The organism is Agromyces sp. Marseille-Q5079, assembly GCF_051016555.1.
Taxonomy (GTDB): Bacteria; Actinomycetota; Actinomycetes; order Actinomycetales; family Microbacteriaceae; genus Agromyces.
Map to the genome: position 1 here is coordinate 410927 of NZ_JBPEJF010000004.1, position 22174 is coordinate 433100.

At 70.5% G+C, this 22174-nt stretch carries 25 protein-coding genes, 2 tRNA genes and 1 riboswitch; of the genes, 13 read left to right on the plus strand and 14 right to left on the minus strand.

Going from position 1 to position 22174, the window contains the following annotated elements:
• The 7 genes from ACR3IO_RS12500 (at position 1) to ACR3IO_RS12530 (ending at position 5669) form a co-directional block, all read left to right on the plus strand.
• Positions 1-1284: a DNA polymerase IV gene (locus ACR3IO_RS12500; RefSeq protein WP_434071528.1), complete on the plus strand. Its 1284-nt coding sequence runs from the start codon at positions 1-3 to the stop codon at positions 1282-1284.
• A gap of 29 nt (positions 1285-1313) precedes the next feature.
• Positions 1314-1646 (plus strand): hypothetical protein, encoded by a 333-nt coding sequence (locus ACR3IO_RS12505; protein WP_434071529.1) that lies wholly within the window; start codon positions 1314-1316, stop codon positions 1644-1646.
• A gap of 67 nt (positions 1647-1713) precedes the next feature.
• Positions 1714-1814, plus strand: a riboswitch (TPP riboswitch).
• Between the two features lie 36 nt (positions 1815-1850).
• Complete coding sequence (locus ACR3IO_RS12510; protein WP_434071530.1) at positions 1851-2498, plus strand: ECF transporter S component; 648 nt, start codon at positions 1851-1853, stop codon at positions 2496-2498.
• An 88-nt stretch (positions 2499-2586) separates the two neighbouring features.
• Complete coding sequence (locus ACR3IO_RS12515) at positions 2587-4008, plus strand: ABC transporter ATP-binding protein (protein ID WP_434071531.1); 1422 nt, start codon at positions 2587-2589, stop codon at positions 4006-4008.
• Positions 4005-4784, plus strand: coding sequence for an energy-coupling factor transporter transmembrane component T family protein (locus tag ACR3IO_RS12520; protein WP_434071532.1), 780 nt, complete (start codon positions 4005-4007; stop codon positions 4782-4784). Before ACR3IO_RS12515 ends, ACR3IO_RS12520 begins: the two co-directional genes overlap by 4 nt.
• Positions 4768-5355 (plus strand): ATP-binding protein, encoded by a 588-nt coding sequence (locus tag ACR3IO_RS12525; RefSeq protein WP_434071533.1) that lies wholly within the window; start codon positions 4768-4770, stop codon positions 5353-5355. The genes ACR3IO_RS12520 and ACR3IO_RS12525 overlap by 17 nt, the downstream gene beginning before the upstream one ends.
• A gap of 53 nt (positions 5356-5408) precedes the next feature.
• Positions 5409-5669 carry a hypothetical protein gene (locus tag ACR3IO_RS12530; RefSeq protein ID WP_434071534.1) on the plus strand — a complete coding sequence of 87 codons (261 nt, stop codon included), beginning with the start codon at positions 5409-5411 and terminating at the stop codon, positions 5667-5669.
• A gap of 35 nt (positions 5670-5704) precedes the next feature.
• On the opposite strand, the gene ACR3IO_RS12535 is transcribed toward ACR3IO_RS12530, so the two are convergent.
• From ACR3IO_RS12535 to ACR3IO_RS12560, 6 genes are all read right to left on the minus strand, one after another.
• Complete coding sequence (locus ACR3IO_RS12535) at positions 5705-6964, minus strand: hypothetical protein (protein ID WP_434071535.1); 1260 nt, start codon at positions 6962-6964, stop codon at positions 5705-5707.
• Positions 6965-6988: 24 nt separating this feature from the next.
• Complete coding sequence (locus ACR3IO_RS12540) at positions 6989-7336, minus strand: metallopeptidase family protein (protein ID WP_434071536.1); 348 nt, start codon at positions 7334-7336, stop codon at positions 6989-6991.
• A 43-nt stretch (positions 7337-7379) separates the two neighbouring features.
• Positions 7380-7455, minus strand: a tRNA-His gene (locus ACR3IO_RS12545).
• A gap of 44 nt (positions 7456-7499) precedes the next feature.
• Positions 7500-8120, minus strand: a complete 621-nt coding sequence (gene orn, locus ACR3IO_RS12550) for an oligoribonuclease (protein WP_434071537.1) — start codon at positions 8118-8120, stop codon at positions 7500-7502.
• Between the two features lie 112 nt (positions 8121-8232).
• Positions 8233-8308, minus strand: a tRNA-Arg gene (locus tag ACR3IO_RS12555).
• A gap of 29 nt (positions 8309-8337) precedes the next feature.
• Positions 8338-9555, minus strand: coding sequence for a cation:proton antiporter (locus tag ACR3IO_RS12560; protein WP_434071538.1), 1218 nt, complete (start codon positions 9553-9555; stop codon positions 8338-8340).
• Positions 9556-9669: 114 nt separating this feature from the next.
• On the opposite strand from ACR3IO_RS12560, the gene nadE reads away from it, so the two are divergent.
• Positions 9670-10491, plus strand: a complete 822-nt coding sequence (gene nadE / locus ACR3IO_RS12565) for an ammonia-dependent NAD(+) synthetase (RefSeq protein ID WP_434071539.1) — start codon at positions 9670-9672, stop codon at positions 10489-10491.
• An 82-nt stretch (positions 10492-10573) separates the two neighbouring features.
• Here nadE and ACR3IO_RS12570 read toward each other — a convergent pair whose 3' ends face one another.
• Together ACR3IO_RS12570 and ACR3IO_RS12575 are read right to left on the minus strand one after the other, a co-directional pair.
• Positions 10574-11242: a hypothetical protein gene (locus ACR3IO_RS12570; protein ID WP_434071540.1), complete on the minus strand. Its 669-nt coding sequence runs from the start codon at positions 11240-11242 to the stop codon at positions 10574-10576.
• 62 nt (positions 11243-11304) lie between these two features.
• Entirely contained in the window at positions 11305-12312 is a 1008-nt protein-coding gene (locus ACR3IO_RS12575; RefSeq protein WP_434071541.1) for an aldo/keto reductase, read from the minus strand.
• Positions 12313-12547: 235 nt separating this feature from the next.
• Here ACR3IO_RS12575 and ACR3IO_RS12580 point away from each other — a divergent pair, with 235 nt between their 5' ends.
• The 4 genes from ACR3IO_RS12580 (at position 12548) to ACR3IO_RS12595 (ending at position 15879) form a co-directional block, all read left to right on the plus strand.
• Positions 12548-13147 carry a single-stranded DNA-binding protein gene (locus tag ACR3IO_RS12580; protein ID WP_434071542.1) on the plus strand — a complete coding sequence of 200 codons (600 nt, stop codon included), beginning with the start codon at positions 12548-12550 and terminating at the stop codon, positions 13145-13147.
• Between the two features lie 70 nt (positions 13148-13217).
• Entirely contained in the window at positions 13218-13712 is a 495-nt protein-coding gene (locus tag ACR3IO_RS12585) for a DUF6993 domain-containing protein (protein WP_434071543.1), read from the plus strand.
• Between the two features lie 5 nt (positions 13713-13717).
• Entirely contained in the window at positions 13718-15400 is a 1683-nt protein-coding gene (gene ettA / locus ACR3IO_RS12590) for an energy-dependent translational throttle protein EttA (protein ID WP_434071544.1), read from the plus strand.
• Between the two features lie 2 nt (positions 15401-15402).
• Complete coding sequence (locus ACR3IO_RS12595) at positions 15403-15879, plus strand: acyl-CoA thioesterase (RefSeq protein WP_434071545.1); 477 nt, start codon at positions 15403-15405, stop codon at positions 15877-15879.
• Positions 15880-15892: 13 nt separating this feature from the next.
• Here ACR3IO_RS12595 and ACR3IO_RS12600 read toward each other — a convergent pair whose 3' ends face one another.
• The 3 genes from ACR3IO_RS12600 to ACR3IO_RS12610 all read right to left on the minus strand — a co-directional run bounded on the left by ACR3IO_RS12600 (position 15893) and on the right by ACR3IO_RS12610 (position 17914).
• Entirely contained in the window at positions 15893-16423 is a 531-nt protein-coding gene (locus ACR3IO_RS12600; protein ID WP_434071546.1) for a hypothetical protein, read from the minus strand.
• Between the two features lies 1 nt (position 16424).
• On the minus strand, positions 16425-16922 hold the full coding sequence (locus ACR3IO_RS12605; RefSeq protein WP_434071547.1) for a ubiquinol-cytochrome c reductase iron-sulfur subunit: 498 nt from the start codon (positions 16920-16922) through the stop codon (positions 16425-16427).
• Positions 16923-17044: 122 nt separating this feature from the next.
• Positions 17045-17914 carry an acyl-CoA thioesterase gene (locus ACR3IO_RS12610; protein ID WP_434071548.1) on the minus strand — a complete coding sequence of 290 codons (870 nt, stop codon included), beginning with the start codon at positions 17912-17914 and terminating at the stop codon, positions 17045-17047.
• Positions 17915-18006: 92 nt separating this feature from the next.
• Between ACR3IO_RS12610 and ACR3IO_RS12615 the strand changes: the two genes are divergently transcribed.
• Positions 18007-18687 (plus strand): hypothetical protein, encoded by a 681-nt coding sequence (locus ACR3IO_RS12615; protein ID WP_434071549.1) that lies wholly within the window; start codon positions 18007-18009, stop codon positions 18685-18687.
• An 82-nt stretch (positions 18688-18769) separates the two neighbouring features.
• On the opposite strand, the gene ACR3IO_RS12620 is transcribed toward ACR3IO_RS12615, so the two are convergent.
• The 3 genes from ACR3IO_RS12620 to ACR3IO_RS12630 all read right to left on the minus strand — a co-directional run bounded on the left by ACR3IO_RS12620 (position 18770) and on the right by ACR3IO_RS12630 (position 22094).
• The gene (locus ACR3IO_RS12620; protein ID WP_434071571.1) at positions 18770-20431 is read right to left on the minus strand and encodes an FAD-binding dehydrogenase; all 1662 of its coding nucleotides are present in this window, start codon (positions 20429-20431) and stop codon (positions 18770-18772) included.
• Between the two features lie 68 nt (positions 20432-20499).
• Positions 20500-21006 (minus strand): globin, encoded by a 507-nt coding sequence (locus tag ACR3IO_RS12625; RefSeq protein WP_434071550.1) that lies wholly within the window; start codon positions 21004-21006, stop codon positions 20500-20502.
• The gene (locus ACR3IO_RS12630) at positions 21003-22094 is read right to left on the minus strand and encodes a mechanosensitive ion channel family protein (protein ID WP_434071551.1); all 1092 of its coding nucleotides are present in this window, start codon (positions 22092-22094) and stop codon (positions 21003-21005) included. Before ACR3IO_RS12630 ends, ACR3IO_RS12625 begins: the two co-directional genes overlap by 4 nt.
• Positions 22095-22174: the final 80 nt, after the last annotated feature.

Consider the following 22174-nt stretch of genomic DNA (forward strand, 5'->3'; position numbering starts at 1 on the left):
GTGAGCAAGCAGGACGGCTCGTCGAGGCAGGTCACCACGGGGCCCGTGGACGATTCGGCGACCCCGATCCTGCACGTCGACATGGACGCCTTCTTCGTGTCCGTCGAGCTGCTCTCTCGCCCCGAGCTCCGCGGCAGGCCCGTCCTCGTCGGCGGAACGGCGGGTCGCGGCGTCGTGGCGGCCGCGAGCTACGAGGCGCGCCGGTACGGGGTCAACTCGGCGATGCCGATGTCCGTCGCCCTGCAGCGCTGTCCGAACGCCGTCGTGCTGCGCGGCAACTACCCGGCGTACTCCGAGTACTCCAAGCGGGTCATGGAGATCTTCGGACAGATCACGCCGCTCGTCGAGCCGCTCTCCATCGACGAGGCATTCCTCGACGTCTCGGGTGCTCGACGCCTGCACGGCACGCCCGCCGAGATCGCCTGGACCATCCGCCAGCGGGTGCAGGCCGAGACGGGACTCACCTGCTCGATCGGGGTCGCGGCGACGAAGTACGTCGCCAAGGTCGCCTCGAGCAGGTCCAAGCCAGACGGGATGCTCGTGGTGCCGGCGCACGAGACGGTCGCGTTCCTGCATCCACTGCCGGTGTCGGCGCTCTGGGGCGTGGGCAAGGTCACCGAGGAGACCCTCGCGCGCATCGGGCTCCGCACGGTCGGCGACGTGGCCGCGATGCCGGCCGACGCGCTCGTGAGGGCCGTCGGCCCCGCGCTCGCGGGGCGCCTCGCGCGACTCGCGGTCGGCGACGACCCGCGCGAGGTGCACACCACCCGCACCGAGCGCAGCATCGGGCACGAGCAGACATTCGGCCACGACCTCACCGACCCGGTCGCGATCCGCCGCGAGCTCCTGCAGCTCTCGGGCAACGTCGCCGTGCGGCTCCGCAAGGCGGGCCTCGTCGCCCGCACCGTGTCGCTGAAGCTCCGCTACGGCGACTTCCGCACGCTCACGCGGTCGCGAACCCTCGCCGAGCCCACCGACGTCGCGCGCCGCATCTACGACGAGGCGTCCGAGGCGCTCGAGGGCCTCGTGGGCGACGGCGCGCGCGTGCGACTCATCGGCGTGCGTGCTGAGAACCTCCGCGAATCGGGCACCGGCGCCATGCTCTGGGATCCCGATGAGGAGTGGCGCGATGCCGAGCGCACGATCGACCAGGTCACCGCCCGGTTCGGCAAGGGCGCGGTGCGGCCCGCCGCGCTCGTGCAACGTGAGCAGGAGCGCGAGCAGCGCCGCGCGGCCAGAGGCGACGAGCCGTTCGACCCGAATGCCGCGGCGTGGGGCTGGTAGGCATGACCGCGCGCCGGTAGCGTGGCCACATGGCTGAACTCGTGCTGGACCTTGCAGAGACCGTCGCCGGCGTCGGCGTGAAGACCGCGTACGGCGAGACGATCGACATCGACGGCGTGAAGGTCGTCCCGGTGGCGCTCGGCTACTACGGCTTCGGCGCCGGCAGTGGCGGAGCGATCGACAACGTGCAGGGCAGCGGTGGTGGCGGCGGGGGGCTCTCCATTCCGCTCGGCGCCTACGTGGGCGAAGAGGGGCGCGTGCGGTTCGAGCCGAACATCATCGGCCTCGTCCTGGTCGCGACGCCGTTCATCTTCGTGGTCGGCCACGCCCTGAAGTCGGTCATCCGCGCACTCAAGCGCTGAGCCGCCCAGCTCGCCGCCCTGCGTTCGGTGAACGTGAGGGATCGTCTGCGTGTACGCTGATCTCGAACACGGGAGTCCGGTGAGCCGGGCTGAGAGGAAGGTTCTCAACCTTCGACCGTCGAACCTGATCTGGGTCATGCCAGCGCAGGGAGGCATTCGCATCTCATTACCCGTGCCGCTTTCATCGAGGGAGAGGGCACGACAGTGCACGCATCATCAACATCATCCGCCGCGACCGCGGCATCCGGTTCCTCCGCACGCCCCGAGCGTCCCAACCTCCGCTGGCGCGTGGTCGACATCGTCGTGGCGAGCGTCGTCGGCGTGGCCGTCGGCGTCGTCTTCTGGGCGTGGGGCGTCGTGTGGGGCCCGATCTCCGCGCCCATCGAAGCCCTGCTGCCCGGCCTGCAGGCCGCGCCGGCGGCGTTGTGGGTGGTCGCCGGCGTGCTCGGCGGGCTGATCATCCGCAAGCCCGGAGCCGCACTCTACACCGAGCTCGTCGCGGCGATCGTCTCCGCCCTCATCGGCAGCCAGTGGGGCGGCCTGCTCACGATCGAGGCCGGCCTCGTCCAGGGCATCGGCGCAGAACTGGTCTTCGCGATCTTCCTGTACCGGTACTGGCGCTTCCCCGTGGCCCTGCTGGCCGGCGCGGCCGCCGGACTCGCCATGGCGATCAACGACCTCGTGCTCTACTACGCCGGCGCAGCTTCGTTGTTCGCCACGATCTACGCGGCGTCGGCGGTCGTCGGAGGGGCGGCGATCGCCGGAGGTCTCTCCTGGCTCGCCGTGCGCGGTCTCGCGCGCGCGGGCGCGCTCGACCGCTTCGCAGCCGGGCGCGAGCTCCGGGCGGTCTGACGTGACGGGCGTCCGCACGCCCGCCGCCCCGGCCTCGGTCACGGCCCGTGGTTGGGGGTGGCGGCATGCCGGTCGGCGGTCGCCGGCGGTGCAGCACCTGGATCTCGACATCCGGCCCGGCGAACGGGTGCTCCTGCTCGGGGCATCCGGGGCCGGCAAGTCGACGCTGCTCCACGGCATCGCCGGTGTGCTCGGCGGCGACGAGGACGGCGAGAACCTCGGCGAGCTGCTCGTCGACGGTCGGCGTCCCTCGGCGGCGCGCGGCCGGTCAGGCCTCGTGCTGCAGGATCCCGATGCCCAGGTCGTCATGGCCCGGGTCGGCGACGACGTCGCGTTCGGGTTGGAGAACCTCGGCGTACCCCGCGAGGAGATCTGGTCGCGCGTCGGCCAGGCGCTCTCCGCGGTCGGACTCGACCTGCCATTCGAGCACTCCACCGCGGAGCTGTCGGGAGGCCAGCGCCAGCGACTCGCCCTCGCGGGCGTGCTCGCGATGCGTCCGGGCCTCATCCTGCTCGACGAGCCGACCGCGAACCTCGACCCCGAGGGCGTCCGCGACGTGCGCGACGCGGTCGCTCGCGTGGCCGAGGAGACCGGCGCGACGCTCATCGTCATCGAGCACCGAGTGCCCGTCTGGCTGCCGATCGTCGATCGGGTGATCGTGCTCGGCGGTGGGAGCGCAGGTGGTGTGCTCGCCGACGGCGTTCCCGACGTCGTGCTCGCCTCGCAGCGTTCCACGCTCCGCGACGGCGGCGTCTGGCTTCCCGACGAACGACCCTGGCTGGCACCCGGGCCGACGCTCCCGGCATCCGGACTGCTGGCCGGAGAGGCACTCGCGATCGGGCGCAGGCCGGATGCCGTGGTTCGCGAGGGCCTCGACGTCCACGTCGACGCAGGCCGGATCCTCGCGATCTCCGGACCGAACGGCGTCGGGAAGTCGACCCTGGCACTGACCCTGGCGGGGCTCCTGCGGCCGCTCGACGGACGGCTCACGGCATCCGGCACGCTGGCGACCGGGCTGCGCGGCGAGCCGTGGCGCTGGCGCTCCCGCGACCTGCTCGCCCGCATCAGCACCGTGTTCCAGAGTCCCGAGCATCAGTTCCTCACCGGTTCGGTGCGGGCCGAGCTCGAGGTCGGCCCTCGCGCGCTCAAGCTCCCCGAGACCGAGCGTCGCACCCGGATCGACGAACTGCTGTCGGTGCTCAGGCTCGAGCACCTCGCGGGCGCGAACCCGTTCACGCTGTCCGGAGGGGAGAAGCGGCGGCTGTCGGTCGCCACGGCCATCGCGACGCGGCCACGCCTGCTCGTGCTGGACGAGCCGACCTTCGGGCAGGACGCCACCACCTGGCGGGAGCTCGCGAAGCTGCTCGTCGGGCTTCGTGACGACGGCGTCGGCATCGTCGCGGTCACGCACGACGACGCGTTCATCGAGGCCGTCGCCGACCGTCGACTCGACCTCGGGCCCGCTGCGCCTGCCGTCTCCGAGGCGACCGGCCGCGGGAGGAACTCATGAGTATCGCGAGCGTCCGTCCCGGACTGCCCCTGGCCGAGGTGAATCCCGTCGCGAAGGTCGCGGCGACGGTGCCGCTCAGCATCGTGCTCATCCTCACGCTCGACATCGTCTCGGCCACCGTCGCGATCGTCTGCGAACTCCTCGTGTTCACGCTCGTCGGGCTGGGCAGCGTGCTCTGGTCGCCGCGCACCCTCCCGGTCTGGATCGCCGCACCGCTCACGGGCATCAGCATGGTGCTCTACGGCGCCCCATCGGGCGAGACGCTCTGGGACTTCGGGGTCATCCACGTGACCGAGGGCTCCGTGCAGATCGGCGTCGCGACGACCGTGCGCGTCATCGCGATCGCCCTCCCGGCGGTCGTGCTCTTCCTCACGATCGACCCCACCGACCTGGCCGACGGGCTCGCGCAGACCCTGAAGCTGCCGTCGAGGTTCGTCCTCGGAGCCCTGGCGGCGTTGCGGCTCGTGGGGTCCGCGATCGACGACTGGCGCACCCTGAACCTCGCCCGTCGAGCCCGCGGCGTCGGCGATTCCGGGGCGATCCGGCGCACCATCGGGCAGGCCTTCTCGCTGCTCGTGCTCTCCATCCGCCGAGGCGGCATCCTCGCCACCGCGATGGAGGCGCGCGGGTTCGGCGCGGAGGTCGAGCGCACCTGGGCGAGGCAAGCCCACTTCGGCCGTGTCGAGTGGCTGGTCATCGTCGTCGGATGCCTCGTGGCGATCGCATCCGCGAGCGTGGCCATCCTCGTCGGGAGCTGGAATGTCATCTGGTCCTGAGGAGTCCGGGGAGCGACGGGCGCGCGTCGCCGGCTTCGACGCGCCGGCTCGGCGGGTGCTCGCCGCGATGCGCGGCATCCGCCGGCCGCTCGTGCTGGTCGACGGTCCCAGCGGCTCCGGCAAGTCGACCTTCGCCGACGTGCTGACGCGCGCGTGGCCGGGTCGCGCCCCCGCTCTGGTGCGGCTCGACGACGTGTACCCGGGCTGGAACGGGCTCGACGCGGCTCGCCACGATCTCTCGCGCACCCTCGTCGCCCCGTGGCGACGTGGTGCTCCCGCTCGGTACGGGCGTTGGGACTGGGTCGCCGACGCCCGCGGCGCGACGGGGTCGGTCGCCCCGGCAACGGGGCTGCTCGTCGAGGGTTGCGGGGCGTTCGGGGTCGCGGACACGGGGCACTCCGCCGTGCGCATCTGGATCGAGGCGCGCGAGGACGTCCGACGCCCTCGGGCCCTCACTCGCGACGCCGGGGCCTTCGACCCGTTCTGGGAGCTCTGGGACGGCCAGTGGCGCGCCTACTTGCGGCGGTGCGATCCGAAACGTCACGCGACCATCAGGGTGCGCTCGAACTGAACGCGCCGCGTCGCACCCGTGCGGAGTCCGGCTCCGACGGATAGCGTTGGTGCATGGCAGCCGAAGAATCCTCAACCGAGTACCTCGTCGAGTACCTCGATGGTCCGCTCGAAGGCCAAGTCGAGCATCGCTCGCTCGTCGATGGCGGGCCCGAGGCCCGGCTGGCCGCCATCGCGGCGATCGACGGCGTCGAATCGGTGTTCTGGTACGACCTGGTCGGGCAGCGCGAGCTCGACGGCGAAGTGCGGGCGAGGTTCGCGTTCGACGCGGGCGACTCGGACCCGGTCGCGTTCGATGAGGACGACAACGACTGACCGACGTCGGTGCGCTGTCGCCGGCGAGCGAGGCCTCAGCCGCCCTGCGCCTGGATGAACGCGCCGATGACCGGGAACGGATGCGTCAGGCGCCAGATCGGGCCGGGGTCGCTGATCGCCTTCGTGAGCCGCAGCGGCGATGAGACCTCGTCGTCGCCGGCCGACACGGTGACGCGACCGACGTCGCGCGAGTCGGACGACGTGCTGAAGGGCTCCACCTTCACCTCGGCCTTGCCCAGTTCGGCGCCCCACGGGGCGTCCTCACGACTGACCGTCGCGATGACGTCCGACGTCTCGCCCCACGCCGCTTCGGCCTCGGCGTAGGCCGTGCCCTCGGCGATGACCGTCACGGGCGCCGACGCGGCCGAAGCGGACGCGACCGTGGCCTCGACCGCCGGGTCGAGGGTCTCGTAGTCGGGCATGGTCAGCATGGCGCCGACGACCCGCTGGGCATCGCCCGACGTGCCGTCGGCCGGCAGTTCGGTCGTGAAGACCAGTGAGAGACCGGCCTCATCGGTGTACCCGCGGGTCATCTCGCGGACGCCGTCGTCGGAGACGCGATCGACGAGGTCGGGGGCGGCGTGCGCACCGAGCGACGCCTGCCCGGGGTTCTCGAGGATCGCGGCGAGGCTCGGGTCGGCAAGGGCCAGTGACGCCAGCGCCGCCACCTCGCTCGCGGTGCTGACGTTCTCGCCCGAGAGACCGGTCGCGTCGGCGACATGCGTCGCGGTGAAGCCGTGCTCCTCGAGCCAGGCGTTGGCGGCGTCGGCGTACGGTGCGACGCCGCCGAACGCCCACCGGGCGAGCGTGTCGGCGTGGTTGTTGCTCGACGTGAGCAGGATGGCGCGGACCACGTCGCGCTCCGACCACGAGTCGCCGGGGGAGACCTGCAGGGTGCGCGTGTCCTCGGCCAGGTACTTCAGGTAGTTGGTGTAGTCCGCGGGCCCGATCTTGATCTTCGGGCCCTCGCCGTCGGCCGCGTCGGGCAGCGGCAGTGAATCGAGCGTCACCAGCAGCGTGACGAGCTTGGCGGCCCCGCCCATGGGCACGACGTCGGTGGCGCCGGACGTCGCGAGCGGCGTGCTGGTGCCATCGGCCGCGGCGAGCACGAGGGCGCTCGCGCCCTGCTCGGGCAGGGTGATCGGCGCGGATTCGGGAAGCGCCGCCGCATCGGGGTCGGTTCGCACCGAGACCGCGGGCAGGGGGCCGAGCAGCATGGCGGGGGCATAGAGGCCGAGGCCGAGGATCACGAAGGAACCGACGATGATGCCGATCATACGGGCGGGGGAACGCATGGGATCAGCGTAACCGCGAGCGCGTCACGCCCAGCCCAACTCGTGGAGTCGGTCGTCGTCGATGCCGTAGAAGTGGGCGATCTCGTGCACGAGCGTCACGTGGATCTCATCCCGGAGCTCGTCCTCGTCTTCGCAGATCGCCAGCAGCGCCTCGCGGTACAGGATGATGCGGTCGGGCATCTCGCCCATGCCGTAGCGGTCGCGCTCGGTGAGCGCGAACCCGTCGTAGAGACCGAGAAGGTCGAGCGAGCCGTCTTCGGCGCGGTCCTCGACGACGAACACGATGTTCTCGAGGCCGTCGATCATCTCGTCGGGCAGTTGGTCGAGTTCGTCCACCACGAGGGCTTCGAAGGCTTCGGCATCGAGTTGCACGGATGACCCCGATCGATGAGCGGACCTTCGTATCGAACTGTCTTGGGGTGAGTAACGGGGCTTGAACCCGCGACCTCCTGGACCACAACCAGGCGCTCTACCAACTGAGCTATACCCACCATGCGCCTGACAACCGTGGTGATCAGGCAACTTGAAGAGCTTACTACACCTTCGCCTCGAACTCGTTCACGACGGTCGCCGCGATCTCCTGGAGTTCGGCGCTCGTGGGTCCGGGGTCGGCCACGAAGACCGCCCGGCGGTAGTACTGCAGCTCTCGGATCGACTCGAGGATGTCGGCGAGGGCCCGGTGTCCGCCGTTCTTGGCGGGCGACTGGAAGTACGCGCGCGGGTACCAGCGACGGGCGAGCTCCTTGATGGAGGACACGTCGACGTTGCGGTAGTGCAGGTGCCCGTCGAGGCGCGGCATGTACTTGGCCAGGAACGCGCGATCGGTTCCGATGGAATTGCCGGCGAGCGGCGCCTTCTGCTCGTCGGGAACGTGCTTCAGCACGTATTCGAGCACCTGGTACTCGGCGTCGGCGACGCTCACGCCGTTGGGGATCTCCTCGATCAGCCCGGACGTCGTGTGCATGCCGCGCACGAACTCGCCCATGTTCTCCAGCGCGCTGGCATCGGGACGAATCACGATGTCCAGACCCTCGTCGATCGGGTTGAGGTCGTAGTCGGTGATCACGACGGCGATCTCCACGAGTTCGTCGACCTCGAGGTCGAGGCCGGTCATCTCACAGTCGATCCAGACCAGTCGGTCGCTCGCGGTTGCCATGCCCGCGAGTCTACCGGTGCGCTCCGACATGGCCTCGATGCCGCGACGCCCGGCACGGGGCATCCGATGCGCTCCGGAGCCGAGGCGGCCCGGGTCGAGCGGTGTCCTGCGATGGTGCCCCCGGCAGGAATCGAACCTGCGACCGTCAGATTAGAAGGCTGCTGCTCTATCCGCTGAGCTACGGGGGCCGGTCCGCCAAGCTTACCGGTTCGCGGCGTCACCCCTCGATCGGGACGTCGGTGGTGTCATCGTGACGCCGGCCCGCGGCATCCGCCCCGCCCTTGCGGATCGCGAGCGCCACCAGCGGGAAGACGAGCACGGTGATCATGCCGGCGCCCACGAGTGCGGCCGCCACTCCGGTGCCGAGCGCGCCGTCGTCGACGCCGATCGCCGTCACCGCGACGATCACCGGCAGGCCCGTGGCGCCGAAGAGTGCGATGGCGAGCTTGGTCCGCCGATCGGCGCCGACCGGTGCGGACAAGAGTGACGGAACGCCGCGCACGAGCAGGAGGAGCAGCACGAACAGCGGAACGAGCGAGAGCGTGGCCGGATCCGCGAGCGCCTTCAGGTCGAACTCGACACCGGTGGTGATGAAGAAGATCGGCACGAGGAATCCGTAGCCGAGGCCCTCGACCTTCGTCTCGAGCATCTCCACGTCCTGCTTCGGTGCACCCGTGAGGATCACCTTGAGCAGCACGCCCGCGGTGAAGGCGCCGAGCAGCATATCGAGGTCGAGCACGAGGCTCAGCGCCACGAGCGAGACGAGCGCGAGCACGACGAGGCGGACGCCGAACTGCCCGCTGGTGTGCATCGTCGCCGTGATCACGACGTGCAGGCGTTTGCCGTGGCCCTTCGCGGCGAGGTAGATGGCGACGCCGGCGATCACGACGAACGCGATCAGCACCACCGCCGCGAGACTCGGATTCCGCCCGCTCAGGAACAGGGAGATCGCGACCAGCGGGCCGAACTCGCCGACGGCGCCGAGGGCGACGACGGCGAGGCCGAACGGCGTTTTGAGGTCGCCGGAGTCGCGGAGGATCGGCATGATGGTCCCGAGCGCGGTCGAGGTCAGCGCGATGCCGATGATCGCCGCAGCGGGGATGTCGGGCGCGAAGACGACGGCGATGCCGAATCCGGCGGCGAGCGAGATCAGCCAGCCGATCACGGCGCGGTTCATCGGGCGCCCGCGGATGGCGCGGAAGTCGACCTCGTTGCCGGCCAGGAAGAAGAGCATCGCGAGGCCGAGCTCGGACAACAGGTCGACGAACGCGTCCGGTGCGATCCAGCCCAGCACATCGGGCCCGAGAAGGATGCCGAGGAGGATCTCGAACACCACCAGCGGCACGGCGACCCAATGTCCGATTCCGCGGACCAGGAGCGGGGCCGCCACCGCGATCAGGGGGATGAGCACCATCGTGCCGATCGAGATCTCCACGTCAACTCCAGACCGTGCGCGTGCGGCGCGCCTGCCCGATGCTATCCAAGGGCGGCAACGGTCGGTCGGTCGACGCGTAGCCGCGACGAAACACGCGAGCGGTATCGTCGTGGCATGCGAGACCTGCAGGCGAGCATCATCGCCGAACTCAACGTCACGTCGGCCATCGATCCCGCCGCCGAGGTGCGATCGCGCGTCGACTTCCTGAAGGACTACCTCCTCGCCACCGGTGCCGCCGGCCTCGTGCTCGGCATCTCCGGCGGACAGGACTCGTCCCTCGCCGGGCGCCTCTGCCGGCTGGCCGTCGCCGAGCTCGAGTCCGAGGGGCATCCGTCGCGGTTCATCGCGGTCCGGTTGCCGTACGGGGTGCAGCACGACGCCGACGACGCCGACCTCGCGCTGGGATTCATCGATCCGCAGGAGCGGGTCGAGTTCAACATCAAGCGCGGCGTCGACGGCCTCAGCGAGGAGTTCGCGGATGCCGCCGGGGTGCCGATCAGCGACTTCGGCAAGGGCAACGTCAAGGCGCGCATGCGCATGGTCGCGCAGTACGCCCTGGCCGGCGAGCACGGCCTGCTCGTGGTCGGCACCGACCACGCCGCCGAGGCGGTGACCGGGTTCTTCACGAAGTTCGGCGACGGCGGCGCCGACGTGCTGCCGTTGACCGGCCTCACGAAGCGCCAGGGCCGGGCGCTGCTGCAGCACCTGGGCGCCCCCGAGCGCCTCTCCCTCAAGGTCCCGACCGCCGACCTGCTCGACGGCGACCCCGGCCAGGCGGACGAGGCGAACCTCGGGCTCTCGTACGCCGACATCGACGCGTTCCTCGAGGGGGAGTCGATCGACGACGCCATCGCGGAGCGCATCGAGGCGAGGTTCCTGCAGACGCGGCACAAGCGCGCGGTGCCCGTGTCGATGTTCGACGACTGGTGGCGCTGACGCGCGTCGCCCCACCCCGCGCACCGAACGTCGAAGCCCCCGTCCGATCGGACGGGGGCTTCGACGTTCGAGGGGTCTCAGCTCAAGCGCGGGCCTCGTCGGACTGCGCGAGGGGCTCGGTGTAGGCCTGCGTGGGCGTCGGCGCGGTGGTCGGCGTCGCGTTCGGTGCGATCTCGGTCGCCGAGCGGTAGCGCTCGTGGTGCTGTTCGGCCACCCAGGCGTCCTGCTCCTCGATGGCGGCCTGCTCGGGCTCCTGGCGCTGGGTGCGCCACCGCACCAGGTCGTTCTGGAACTGCTTGCGCGCCCGCGACGGGTGCCGCTGCCAGTCCAGCATGCGATCGCGGAACTCGACGACGGCCGGGTCGAGCTGGTAGCCGAAGGTGGCCGACGCCCGCTTGAGCTCGTGCAGCTGGTGCGCCGCCCAGTTCGCCGCGACATCCGAACCGCGGATGGGCAGCAGCCGCACCTGGATGTCCGCCTGGCCGACGGTGCGGTCGGCGAGCACCTGCTCCTGCGGCGTGAGGGAATTCCAGACGGATGCCTCGGTCGCGGCGTCGATGAGCGCTGCGATCGCGGCCGTCTTGACCTCGCGGTCGCGCTGGTCGACGACCCGTCGCACGGCGGCGCTCGCGATCCACGCGGCGAGCAATCCCGCGGCGAGCACCGCGACGAAGAGCACCGCGCCCGTGAAGAGGGTCGACTGCGCCTCGTCGGAGGTCAGCCAGGAGATGAGATCGTTCCACCACTGCATGACCCGCACAGTACCCTCCGGATCGCACGCCGCGAGCCAACCCTCGCGGCGTGCCCGAAGACTCAGCCGAGGACGGTGCCGTGCGCGGCGAAGGGCTCGATGCGGGCGATCTCGTCGGTGCTCAGCGGCTCCGCATCGAGTGCGGCGACGTTCTGCTCGAGCTGGGCGACGCTCGACGCGCCGATGATCGCGCTGGCGACGAGGCGCTCTCGGAGCACCCACGACAGCGCGAGCTGGGCGATGCTCTGCCCGCGCGACTCGGCGATCTCGGCGAGCCCGCGGATGCGCGTGAGGTACTCGTCGCTGATGCGGTCGGGGGAGAGGAAGCGGCTGGTCGCCGCCCGGGAGTCGGACGGGATCTCGCCGGTGAGGTAGCGATCGGTGAGCAGGCCCTGCGCGAGCGGGGAGAAGACGATGCTCGCGGCGCCGACCTCCTCGAGTGCCGGGAACAGCCCGTCCTCGATGTGCCGATCGAACATGGAGTACCGGGGCTGGTGGATCAGCAGCGGCACGCCCTCGGCGGCCAGTGCGGCCGCGGCGGCGATCGTCTGCTCGGGCGTGTAGTTGGAGATGCCGACGTAGAGCGCCTTGCCCTGTCGGACGGCGCTCGCCAGCGCGCCCATGGTCTCCTCGATGGGTGTCTCGGGGTCGGGCCGGTGCGAGTAGAAGATGTCGACGTACTCGAGTCCGAGTCGGCCGAGGCTCTGGTCGAGCGACGACAGCAGGTACTTGCGCGAACCGAAGTCGCCGTAGGGGCCCGGCCACATGTCGTATCCGGCCTTGGAGGAGACGATGATCTCGTCGCGGTACGGACGGAGGTCGGCCTCGAGGATGCGCCCGAAGTTCTCCTCGGCGCTGCCGTAGGGCGGACCGTAGTTGTTGGCCAGGTCGAAGTGGGTGATGCCGAGGTCGAAGGCCCGCCGCACGATGGCGCGCTGGGTCTCCCACGGCCGGTCGTGGCCGAAGTTGTGCCAGAGCCCGAGCGAGAGGGCGGGGAGCTTGAGCCCGCTCCGGCCCACTCGGTTGTAACGCATCGTGTCGTATCGTGCCGGGTTCGCCTCGTAGCTCATGCGATCACTCTAGGGCGGTGCGCCGACGCGGTGCATGCCGCGACCGCCGGTGCCACCCGTCCTCAACCGGTGTCGGGCGCGGTCGCGGTTCCACGGATCCCGCCACGACGGTCCGGGCCGGATCCGATCCGACGAGGCTTGGCACACGCGGCATCCGGGCCCGATTCGGCACGACGGTTCCGGATGCCGCGGCCGCCGGGTCTCGGCGGCGATCACACCGAGCATTGGAGTAGACATGACCGACAACATCACGGTGATCGGCGTCGTCGGAGGCGACCCGCGCGTGCACGTGACCAACCAGGGCCTGCCGATCACCTCGTTCCGGCTGGCCTCGACGCGGCGGTTCTTCGACCGGGCGAAGGGCACCTGGGAGAACGGCGAGACCAACTGGTACACCGTCTCGACGTTCCGCCAGCTCGCGAAGAACGCCGCGGTGTCGATCAGGCGCGGCGACCGCGTCGTCGTGCACGGGCGACTTCGCCTTCGCGCGTGGGAGAGCGGTGAGAAGAGCGGCACCGCCATCGAGATCGACGCCGACTCGGTCGGGCACGACCTGAACTGGGCCACGACCTCGCTGACGAAGAACGGTCCGAGCACCCCGGTCGAGGGGCCGTCGGAAGCCACGACGGGCCCGGTCACCGCGGACGCCGTCCCGATGGCATGGGCGACGGCGCTCGGCGTCGACGGCGCGTCCTCCTCGCTCCCGCCGTTCGGCGAGGTCGAGGGCGAGCCGGTCGACGGCTCGACGGGCACCGACCCCGACGACGGCTTCGACCACGACGATTCCGACGCCGAGGCCGAGTTCGGGCGCGAACCCGCCCACGTCCCGTTCTGATCCTCGAGGTCCGCCGGCCTGCGCCTAGACTCGCTTCGAAGCGCATCCGGAGCGCTCGGGCGGGGGTCTCATGGCACGACACAGCTGCACTTCCGCGGCCCTGGCGATCGCCGGGGCCGCGCTGTCCGTCGTGCTGCTGGGCGGTTGCTCGCTGCTGAATCCGTCGCCCGACCCGACGACGCCGGCGACCTCGTCGCGGCCGAAACCGAGCGATCAGGCGACGACCGCCCCGGTGGGCCTGCACCCCGACCTGCCCGCCGCCGACAACCTGGCCTACTTCGACCAGGTCGGCCAGGGCGTCGTCGCGGCGAACGCGAGTGCCGGCGGGCGCGACTTCGTCGATGCGCTCGTCGCTGCCGGATTCGACAAGGCGGCGATGCAGGTCACCGCCGACGAGACGACTCAGGGCGAGCCCGCGGACTCCGTGCAGTTCGCCGTGCTGTTCAACCACGAGTGCCTCGTCGGGCAGTACGGACCGAAGTCCGGGGGCTATCACGGCGAGGTCCAGCCCGCACTCGGAACCGGGGGCTGTCTTCTCGGGCAGACCCGACCCATAGACTGGTAGGCGACATGGCGGATTACATTTACTCGATGGTGCGCGCCCGCAAAGCGGTCGGCGACAAGGTCATTCTCGACGACGTCACGATGGCGTTCCTCCCCGGAGCCAAGATCGGCGTCGTTGGCCCGAACGGGGCCGGAAAATCCACGATCCTGAAGATCATGGCCGGACTCGACCAGCCCTCCAACGGCGACGCGAAGCTCACGCCCGGCTACTCGGTCGGCATCCTGATGCAGGAGCCCGTGCTCGATGAGACCAAGACGGTGCTCGAGAACGTGCAGGAGGGCGTCGGCCCGATCAAGGCGAAGATCGATCGGTTCAACGAGATCTCACTCGCCATGGCCGAGCCCGACGCCGACTTCGACGCACTGCTCGCCGAGATGGGCACGCTGCAGGAGGCCATCGACGCCGCCGACGCGTGGGACCTCGACTCCCAGCTCGAACAAGCGATGGACGCACTGCGATGCCCGCCGGGCGACGAGCAGATCTCCGTACTCTCCGGCGGTGAGAAGCGCCGCGTCGCGCTCTGCAAGCTGCTGCTGCAGAAGCCCGACCTGCTGCTGCTCGACGAGCCCACCAACCACCTCGACGCCGAGAGCGTGCTCTGGCTCGAGCAGCACCTCGCCAAGTACCCCGGCGCCGTGCTCGCGGTCACCCACGACCGGTACTTCCTCGACCACGTCGCCGAATGGATCTGCGAGGTCGACCGCGGTCGTCTCTACCCCTACGAGGGCAACTACTCGACGTACCTCGAGAAGAAGCAGGAGCGCCTCACCGTCCAGGGCAAGAAGGACGCCAAGCTCGCGAAGCGTCTCTCCGAGGAGCTCGACTGGGTCCGCTCCAACGCGAAGGGGCGACAGGCCAAGTCCAAGGCCCGACTCGCACGCTACGAGGAGATGGCGACCGAGGCGGAGCGCACGCGCAAGCTCGACTTCGAGGAGATCCAGATCCCCGCGGGTCCGCGTCTCGGCGACATCGTGCTCGAGGTGAAGAACCTGAAGAAGGGCTTCGGCGACCGCACGCTCATCGACGGGCTCAGCTTCACGCTGCCCCGCAACGGCATCGTCGGCATCATCGGCCCGAACGGCGTCGGCAAGACCACGCTCTTCAAGACCATCGTGGGGCTCGAGCCTCGCGACGGCGGCGACGTCAAGATCGGCGAGACGGTCAAGATCTCCTACGTCGACCAGACGCGTGGCGGCATCGACCCGAACAAGACGCTCTGGGAGGTCGTCTCCGACGGCCTCGACTACATCCAGGTCGGCAAGACCGAGGTGCCGAGCCGCGCCTACGTCTCGACCTTCGGGTTCAAGGGCCCCGACCAGCAGAAGCGCGCCGGCATCCTCTCGGGCGGTGAGCGCAACCGGCTGAACCTCGCGCTCACGCTCAAGCAGGGCGGCAACCTCCTGCTCCTCGACGAACCGACGAACGACCTCGACGTCGAGACGCTGTCGAGCCTCGAGAACGCGCTGCTCGAGTTCCCCGGCTGCGCCGTCGTGATCACCCACGACCGGTGGTTCCTCGACCGCATCGCGACGCACATCCTCGCCTACGAGGGCACCGAGGAGAACCCGTCGTACTGGCACTGGTTCGAAGGCAACTTCGAGTCGTACGAGGCGAACAAGGTCGAGCGGCTCGGACCCGACGCCGCCAAGCCGCATCGTTCGGCGTACCGCAAGCTCACCAGGGACTAGCCGTGCGGCTCCACGTTCCCACACCGCTTCGATGGTCCGACCTCGACGCGTACGGGCACGTCAACAACGCCCGGATGCTGAGCCTGCTCGAAGAGGCTCGCATCCAGGCGTTCTGGATGAGCGACGAGACGGCCGAGCACGCCGTGGGCGCGTCGACCGCCGTGATCGACGCCACGCCCGGGTCGAGCACGCTGACCCTCATCGCGCGGCAGGAGGTCGAGTACCTCGCACCGATCCCGTACCAGCGGCAGCCGCTCGACGTCGAACTCTGGATCGGGCACCTGGGTGGCGCGAGCATCGACGTCTCGTACGAGGTGTTCTCGCCCGACGGCGTCACGCCGCGCGTGCTCCACACGCGCGCGTCGACGACGATCGTGCTCGTCGACGCCGCATCCGGCAAGCCCCGTCGCATCACCGATGTCGAACGCGAGGCATGGACGCCCTACCTGGAGGCGCCGCTCTCGTTCCGCCGTCGCTGAAGGCGGCGGTCGTTCAGCGTTCGAGCGGCGTGTCGCTGAACGAGCCCTCCCAGACGGCCCGGCTGCCCGACTCGCCGATCTGCACCACGGTCCAGATCGATCCCACGGCGACGGCGGCCGCGGCGAGGGTGAGCACCACCCCGACGCCGATCGCGAGCGAGCGGGGCGGCGACACCGTGTCCGGATCCGGCGAACGTCGGCGCAGGATCGAGCACGTCACCTGCCACGCCGCGACCAGGACGCCCATCGACGCCACCGCCCACAGCCACGGCACGATGTCCTCGCCCTTGGCGGTGTGCGCCTGGATGAGCGGCGCGGCCGGCACGCGCGCCTCGAGCCATCGGCCGGCCTCGACGGTGACGAGGCCGAGCGGGACGAGGAGGATCGAGGCGGCGAGTGCCGGAATCCACAGCACGCGTCGCGCCGCAGGCCATGCTGCGAGCACGACGAGGAGCAGGGCGACGACCGGCACGGCGATCAGGACCACATGCACGAGCAGCACGTGCAGCGGCAGCCCCTGGAACGAGTAGTCGACCTCGGACACGTCAGGAAGCCGCGACGATGCGGTCCCCGGAGACGGCGACGGAGATCGGGCTCAACGGATCGATCGCGGGTCCGTTGAGCACGGCACCGGTCGCCGCATCGTACTTGGAACCGTGGCACGGGCAGTCGAACTCGGCTCCCGCGGCCGCCACGACGCACCCCTGATGGGTGCAGATGGCGCTGAACGCGACGACCTGGCCCGCCGTGGGCTGCGCGATGAGGGCCGGTTCGCCGGCGATCTCGGCGTCGATGCTCCCGCCGACGGGGACGTCGGCGAGCGCGCCGAGGTCTTCGCCGGTGGCGGGCTCGTCGGCGCCGCCCGTCTCGGCCGGTGACTCGAGCGTGGGTTCGGGGGCGGAGCTCGACGGCGTCGAGGAACCCGACGATCCGTCCGAGGTGTCTGCGGGTGCGCACCCGGCGAGGAAGAGTGCGCCGCCGACCACCCCCGTCGAACCGAGGGTCAGTACTGCGCGCCTGGTGGGTTCTGCGGCATCCGGCATCGCTCTGCTCGCTTTCGCTCGAGGAACGCGGCGCACTCGCGCCGTTCGGCCATTGTCGAACGGATGCGCCACCGCGCGCGAGCACCACACGGCAAGCACTCAGACTTCAGGGGCGGTTCGACTCACGGAGCGGGGACGCGGACCATGCCCTCTTGGGCGACGCTCGCCACGAGCAGGCCGTCGCGCGTGTAGATGCGCCCGATGGCGAGGCCCCGACCGCCTTGGGCCGCGGGCGACTCCTGGACGTAGAGCAGCCACTCGTCGACACGGGCGTCACGATGCCACCACATCGCGTGATCGAGACTGGCGACGCGCAGGCCGCGAGTCGCCCACGGCACGCCGTGAGCCCGGAGGACGGGCTCGAGGATCGAGTAGTCGCTCGCGTACGCGAGCGCCGCGCGGTGTTGCTTGGGGTCGTCGGGCAGGCGGCCGACCGCCCGCATCCAGACCGCCTGGCGGGGCACGCGATCGCCCTCGACGCTCAGGTAGATGGGCGAGGGGACGTGCCGGACGTCGAATGCCCGCGCGTTCGCCCAGAACTGGGCCATCGCGTGGTCGAGGTGCCCGATGAGGTCGGCCGTCGAGGGCAGCGACTCGGGATCGGGAAGGTCGCTCGGCATGTCGAGCTGGTGCTCGACGCCCTCGTCTGCGGTCTGGAACGAGGCGATGAGCGAGAGGATCGGCTCGCCCTTCTGGTAGGCGTGCGTTCGCCTCGTCGAGAAGGAGCGGCCGTCGTGGAGACGGTCGACCGAGAACGTGATCGGGTGGTCGACGTCGCCCGGGCGCAGGAAGTAGCCGTGCATCGAGTGCAGCACCCGCTCGTCGTCGACCGTGTGCATGGCCGCGATGAGCGACTGCGCCAGCACCTGGCCGCCGAAGACCCGGCCCAACGGCATCCACTGGGAGGGGCCCGTGAAGATGTCCTCGTTCGTGCGAGCGCCGGTGTCGGTCAGCCGCAGCGTGCTCAACAGGCCGTCGATGGGTCCGTTCATGTTCTCTCCGAAATCGCTCGGGGGCGGGCTGCGAGGGCCGGCGAGCGCGATCGAACCGCACGCGGCCGCGCAATTGGTAGTTTAGACAGCAGATGGTCTCTCAAATCACGCTTGCCGACAGCCTTTCGCTCGGCGATCTGCACACCTACCTGCAACGCGCGGGCCGGGTCGAAGACGGGTCGGTACGACTCATCGCCGGCTCGGGCATCCTCGCGGTGTACACGGCGATCCTGTATCCCCGCGGCATCCTCGACGAGAGCCCGACCGTACTCGGGCTGCGCACCTTCGCCCTCGAGGACACCGAGGACTTCGATTCCGTCGTGCCCATGCGCTCGCTCGTCGAGCGCATCGTCCGGGCCCGCGGCGAGGTCGGTGAAGACGACGAGTCGCGCCCGGTCTCCATGTCGCGTCCGCCCGAGGTCAACACCGTCACCTGGGCGGGCATCTCGCCGCCCCGCGGCGGCTGGCGTCCGCTCGGCGAGACCGATGCCGCGACGCTGGAGGCCGCGGCCCGCGCCGGCATCGACGAGGTCGCCGGGGCGATCCCGGCCGGCACCGGCGAGCAGCTCGTGCAGCGGGTGCGCTCGGAGGTGTGGGGGCGCGGCGTCGAAGGCGTCGAGTACGTGCCGACCGGTGCGGCCTTCGCCGCGTTCAGCCTCGGCTTCCTCGGCGACGATCCGGTGCGCCTGTTCGAGACCGGCCCCTGGACGAGGCTCAGCTCCCGCCGCGGGCACGTGCTCGTGCGCCGCAAGCCCTGGACGCTGAAGGCGTAGTCGGCCGCGGCCGAAGCGCGTCGGCCGCGGCCGGGACCGCCGAACGGCCCCGGACCGGCGCGCCCATCGGCCGGCGGAGAGGCTAGCCGGCCGACGCCGTGCGGGCGATCGCCCTTCCGGCCGCGCGGCCGGTGAAGAGGCATCCGCCGAGGAAGGTCCCCTCGAGCGCACGATACCCGTGGACGCCGCCGCCGCCGAAGCCTGCGGCCTCGCCGACCGCGTAGAGGCCGGGCACGGGCGTGCCGTCGGTGCCGAGCGCGCGCGACTCGAGGTCGGTCTGGATGCCGCCGAGGCTCTTGCGCGTGAGGATGTGCAGCTTGACCGCGATGAGCGGCCCGGCCTTCGGGTCGAGGATGCGGTGCGGGGTCGCGACCCGGATGAGCTTGTCGCCGCGGTACTTGCGGGCGCCGCGGACCGCCGTCAGCTGCAGGTCCTTGGAGAACTCATTCTCGACCTCGCGGTCGCGGGCGATGATCTCCCGCTCGATGTTCGCGGTGTCCAGCTCGGCCTCGGGGGAGAGCTCGCGCATGCCGGCGAGCAACTCCTCGAGCGTGTCCGCGACGACGAAGTCGACGCCGTGCTCCTTGAACGCCTCGACGGGCCCGGTCGCACCCGAGCCCAGTCGCTCCGCGAGCAGCTTCAGGTCCTTGCCCGTGAGATCGGGGTTCTGCTCGCTGCCCGAGAGCGCGAACTCCTTCTCGATGATCTTCTGCGTGAGCACGAACCACGTGTGCTCGTGCCCGGTGGTCTGGATGTGCTCGAGCGTGCCGAGCGTGTCGAAGCCGGGGAACAGGGGGACCGGCATCCGTCGCCCCTCGGCGTCGAACCAGAGCGAGGACGGACCGGGGAGGATGCGGATGCCGTGCATGGGCCAGACCGGGTCCCAGTTCGTGATGCCCTCGGTGTAGTGCCACATGCGATCGCCGTTGACCAGCCGCGCTCCGGCGGACTCCGAGATGCCGAGCATGCGGCCGTCGACGTGCGCCGGGACGCCCGAGAGCATGTGCTCTGGAGGGGTGCCGAGCCGCTCGGGCCAGGAGGCGCGAACGAGGTCGTGGTTGCCGCCGATGCCGCCGGAGGAGACGACGACGGCCGGTGCGCGCAGCTCGAAGTCGCCGATGACGTCGCGGTTGCTCGACTCGCCGCGCGCCGCGTCGTCGGGGGCGAGGACCGACCCGCGCACGCCGACGACCGCGCCGTCGTCGACGATGAGCTCGTCGACCCGGTGCCGGTGGCGGAATTCGACGAGGCCCGCGGCCTCGCCCGACTTCACGCGCGCGATGAACGGTGCGAGGACGCCCGGCCCCGTGCCCCACGTGATGTGGAAGCGCGGCACCGAGTTGCCGTGCCCGATGGCGTTGTAGCCGCCTCGTTCGGCCCAGCCGACGATCGGGAAGAACCTGACGCCCTTTTCGTGCAGCCACGCGCGCTTCTCCCCGGCCGCGAAGTCGAGGTACGCCTCGGCCCACCTGCGGCCCCACTCGTCTTCGTCGCGATCGAATCCGGCGGTGCCGTCCCAGTCCTGCCTTGCGAGGTCGAGGGAGTCTTTGACCCCCATGCGGCGCTGTTCGGGCGAGTCGATGAGGAACAGTCCGCCGAACGACCAGTGCGCCTGGCCGCCGAGGCTCGCCGCGGGCTCCTGATCGAGGATCAGGACGCGCTTTCCCGCGTCGACGAGTTCAGCCGCGGCGACGAGACCGGACAAGCCGGCCCCGACGATGATCGCAGCGGGTTCGGGACGCACGCTGGGGGATGCGGGCACGGGGACTCCTTCGTCTCACTCGTGTGCGGATCGGGTCGTCGGGAGCCGGGTCACTCCTCGAACGTGTTCACCATCGCGAACGCCGCACGCTGAAGATAATCCCACAGAGTCTCCTCGGCGAGCGGCGGCAGGTCGAGCGAGTCCACCGCGGTGCGCATGTGCGCGAGCCAGCGGTCGCGGGCGTCGGGGTTGACCTTGAACCCGGCGTGGCGCATGCGCAGTCGCGGGTGGCCGCGCTGCTCGCTGTAGGTGCCGGGGCCGCCCCAGTACTGCTCGAGGAAGAGCAGGAGACGCTCCTCGGCGGGGCCGAGGTCCTCCTCGGGGTACATGGGGCGGAGCACCGGATCATCGGCGACGCCCCGGTAGAACTCGTGCACGAGCCGCTCGAACGTCGGCCGGCCGCCCACGGTCTCGTAGAAGGAGGCACCGAGCGCCGATCCGTGCTCGCTGCCGCGGAGGGGGACGGATGCCGGCGGCACGGCCGAGACGGGGAGCCCCGGCGTCGGCGCGACCGCGTCGGGTGCCGACGGGGCGGGCGTCGTCGTGTCGTCGGTCATCTCGCTCCTCCGGAGTCCGGTCGGTCGGTCGTCGGGTCCACCGGCGACGGTGGGGCGGACTTGGCACGCAGCCCCCGCTTGGCCTTGGCCTTCGCGGTGGCCGCCTTCGCTCCCTCGTTCGAGAGGACGGCGCTCGGGGCGGTCTTGGGCGGCTTCGCGCCGCGCACGCGCGTCGCGCCCTCGAACCCGGCGAGCACGACGGACCCGAGGCTCGGCAGCCGCAGTCCCATGCCGTCGACGGTGTGCTTGAGCCGCACCCGCAGTTCGCGCGCGACGTCGTCCTTCGAGGAGGTGCGCACCTTCATGACGACCCGCAGCACCATGGCGTCGTCGGAGATGGACTCGAGGCCCCAGATCTCGGGGCGCTCCAGCACGCGCGAGCGCCACTTCGTCGAGTGGGCGAGCTCATTGGCCGTCTTCAGCAGTTCGGCCTCGACGGCCTCGACCTCGGCTTCGTACGGCACGGCGAGGTCGACGATGACGCGCGCCCAGCCCTGCGACATGTTGCCGACGCGCAGGATCTCGCCGTTGCGGACGAACCAGAGGGTGCCGTTGACGTCGCGCACCTTGGTGATGCGGATCTGCACCTCCTCGACGATGCCGGTCGCGGGGCCGAGGTCGACGACGTCGCCGACGCCGAGCTGATCCTCGATGACCATGAAGATGCCGTTCAGCGCGTCCTTCACGATGTTCTGCGCGCCGAAGCCGAGGCCGGCGCCGATCGCGGCCGACAGCAGCGCGAACGAGCTGAGGACCTCGGAGTTGATCGCGTTCACGACGAGCAGCGTCGTGATGATGAACAGCGTGACGTTGATGACGTTGCGGAAGACCGAGCCGAGGGTGCGCGTGCGCTGCACCACGCGCACCGCGGCGAGCGGCGAGGCTTGGAGCGCCTGGGTGTCGGTGACGTCCTGCTTGCGCTTCACGCCCGAGACGATCTGGTCGACCACGCGGTCGATGACGCTGAGCAGCACCCAGCGCACGAGCAGCGCGACGCCGACGATCACGACGACGCTGAACATCGTCCCGACGAAGTCGGGCCAGGTGAGGTTCCACCATTCGACGAAGTTCGTCCAGAGATCGGTCATGGGGTCGCCTCCGCTCGGGCGTCGAATCGGGTTCGGGCAGGTGTCGGGTCGAACATCGAAGCGAGTCTACTGAGGCTCGC

Bases quoted from the DNA above. Each gene is read 5' to 3' on its own strand.
- ACR3IO_RS12505 (WP_434071529.1), top strand. From the start codon at position 1,314: ATGGCTGAACTCGTGCTGGACCTTGCAGAGACCGTCGCCGGCGTCGGC.
- ACR3IO_RS12520 (WP_434071532.1), top strand. From the start codon at position 4,005: ATGAGTATCGCGAGCGTCCGTCCCGGACTGCCCCTGGCCGAGGTGAAT.
- ACR3IO_RS12525 (WP_434071533.1), top strand. From the start codon at position 4,768: ATGTCATCTGGTCCTGAGGAGTCCGGGGAGCGACGGGCGCGCGTCGCC.
- ACR3IO_RS12530 (WP_434071534.1), top strand. From the start codon at position 5,409: ATGGCAGCCGAAGAATCCTCAACCGAGTACCTCGTCGAGTACCTCGAT.
- ACR3IO_RS12535 (WP_434071535.1), bottom strand. From the start codon at position 6,964: ATGCGTTCCCCCGCCCGTATGATCGGCATCATCGTCGGTTCCTTCGTG.
- orn (WP_434071537.1), bottom strand. From the start codon at position 8,120: ATGGCAACCGCGAGCGACCGACTGGTCTGGATCGACTGTGAGATGACC.
- nadE (WP_434071539.1), top strand. From the start codon at position 9,670: ATGCGAGACCTGCAGGCGAGCATCATCGCCGAACTCAACGTCACGTCG.
- ACR3IO_RS12570 (WP_434071540.1), bottom strand. From the start codon at position 11,242: ATGCAGTGGTGGAACGATCTCATCTCCTGGCTGACCTCCGACGAGGCG.
- ACR3IO_RS12575 (WP_434071541.1), bottom strand. From the start codon at position 12,312: ATGAGCTACGAGGCGAACCCGGCACGATACGACACGATGCGTTACAAC.
- ACR3IO_RS12580 (WP_434071542.1), top strand. From the start codon at position 12,548: ATGACCGACAACATCACGGTGATCGGCGTCGTCGGAGGCGACCCGCGC.
- ACR3IO_RS12585 (WP_434071543.1), top strand. From the start codon at position 13,218: ATGGCACGACACAGCTGCACTTCCGCGGCCCTGGCGATCGCCGGGGCC.
- ettA (WP_434071544.1), top strand. From the start codon at position 13,718: ATGGCGGATTACATTTACTCGATGGTGCGCGCCCGCAAAGCGGTCGGC.
- ACR3IO_RS12605 (WP_434071547.1), bottom strand. From the start codon at position 16,922: ATGCCGGATGCCGCAGAACCCACCAGGCGCGCAGTACTGACCCTCGGT.
- ACR3IO_RS12610 (WP_434071548.1), bottom strand. From the start codon at position 17,914: ATGAACGGACCCATCGACGGCCTGTTGAGCACGCTGCGGCTGACCGAC.
- ACR3IO_RS12615 (WP_434071549.1), top strand. From the start codon at position 18,007: ATGGTCTCTCAAATCACGCTTGCCGACAGCCTTTCGCTCGGCGATCTG.
- ACR3IO_RS12625 (WP_434071550.1), bottom strand. From the start codon at position 21,006: ATGACCGACGACACGACGACGCCCGCCCCGTCGGCACCCGACGCGGTC.
- ACR3IO_RS12630 (WP_434071551.1), bottom strand. From the start codon at position 22,094: ATGACCGATCTCTGGACGAACTTCGTCGAATGGTGGAACCTCACCTGG.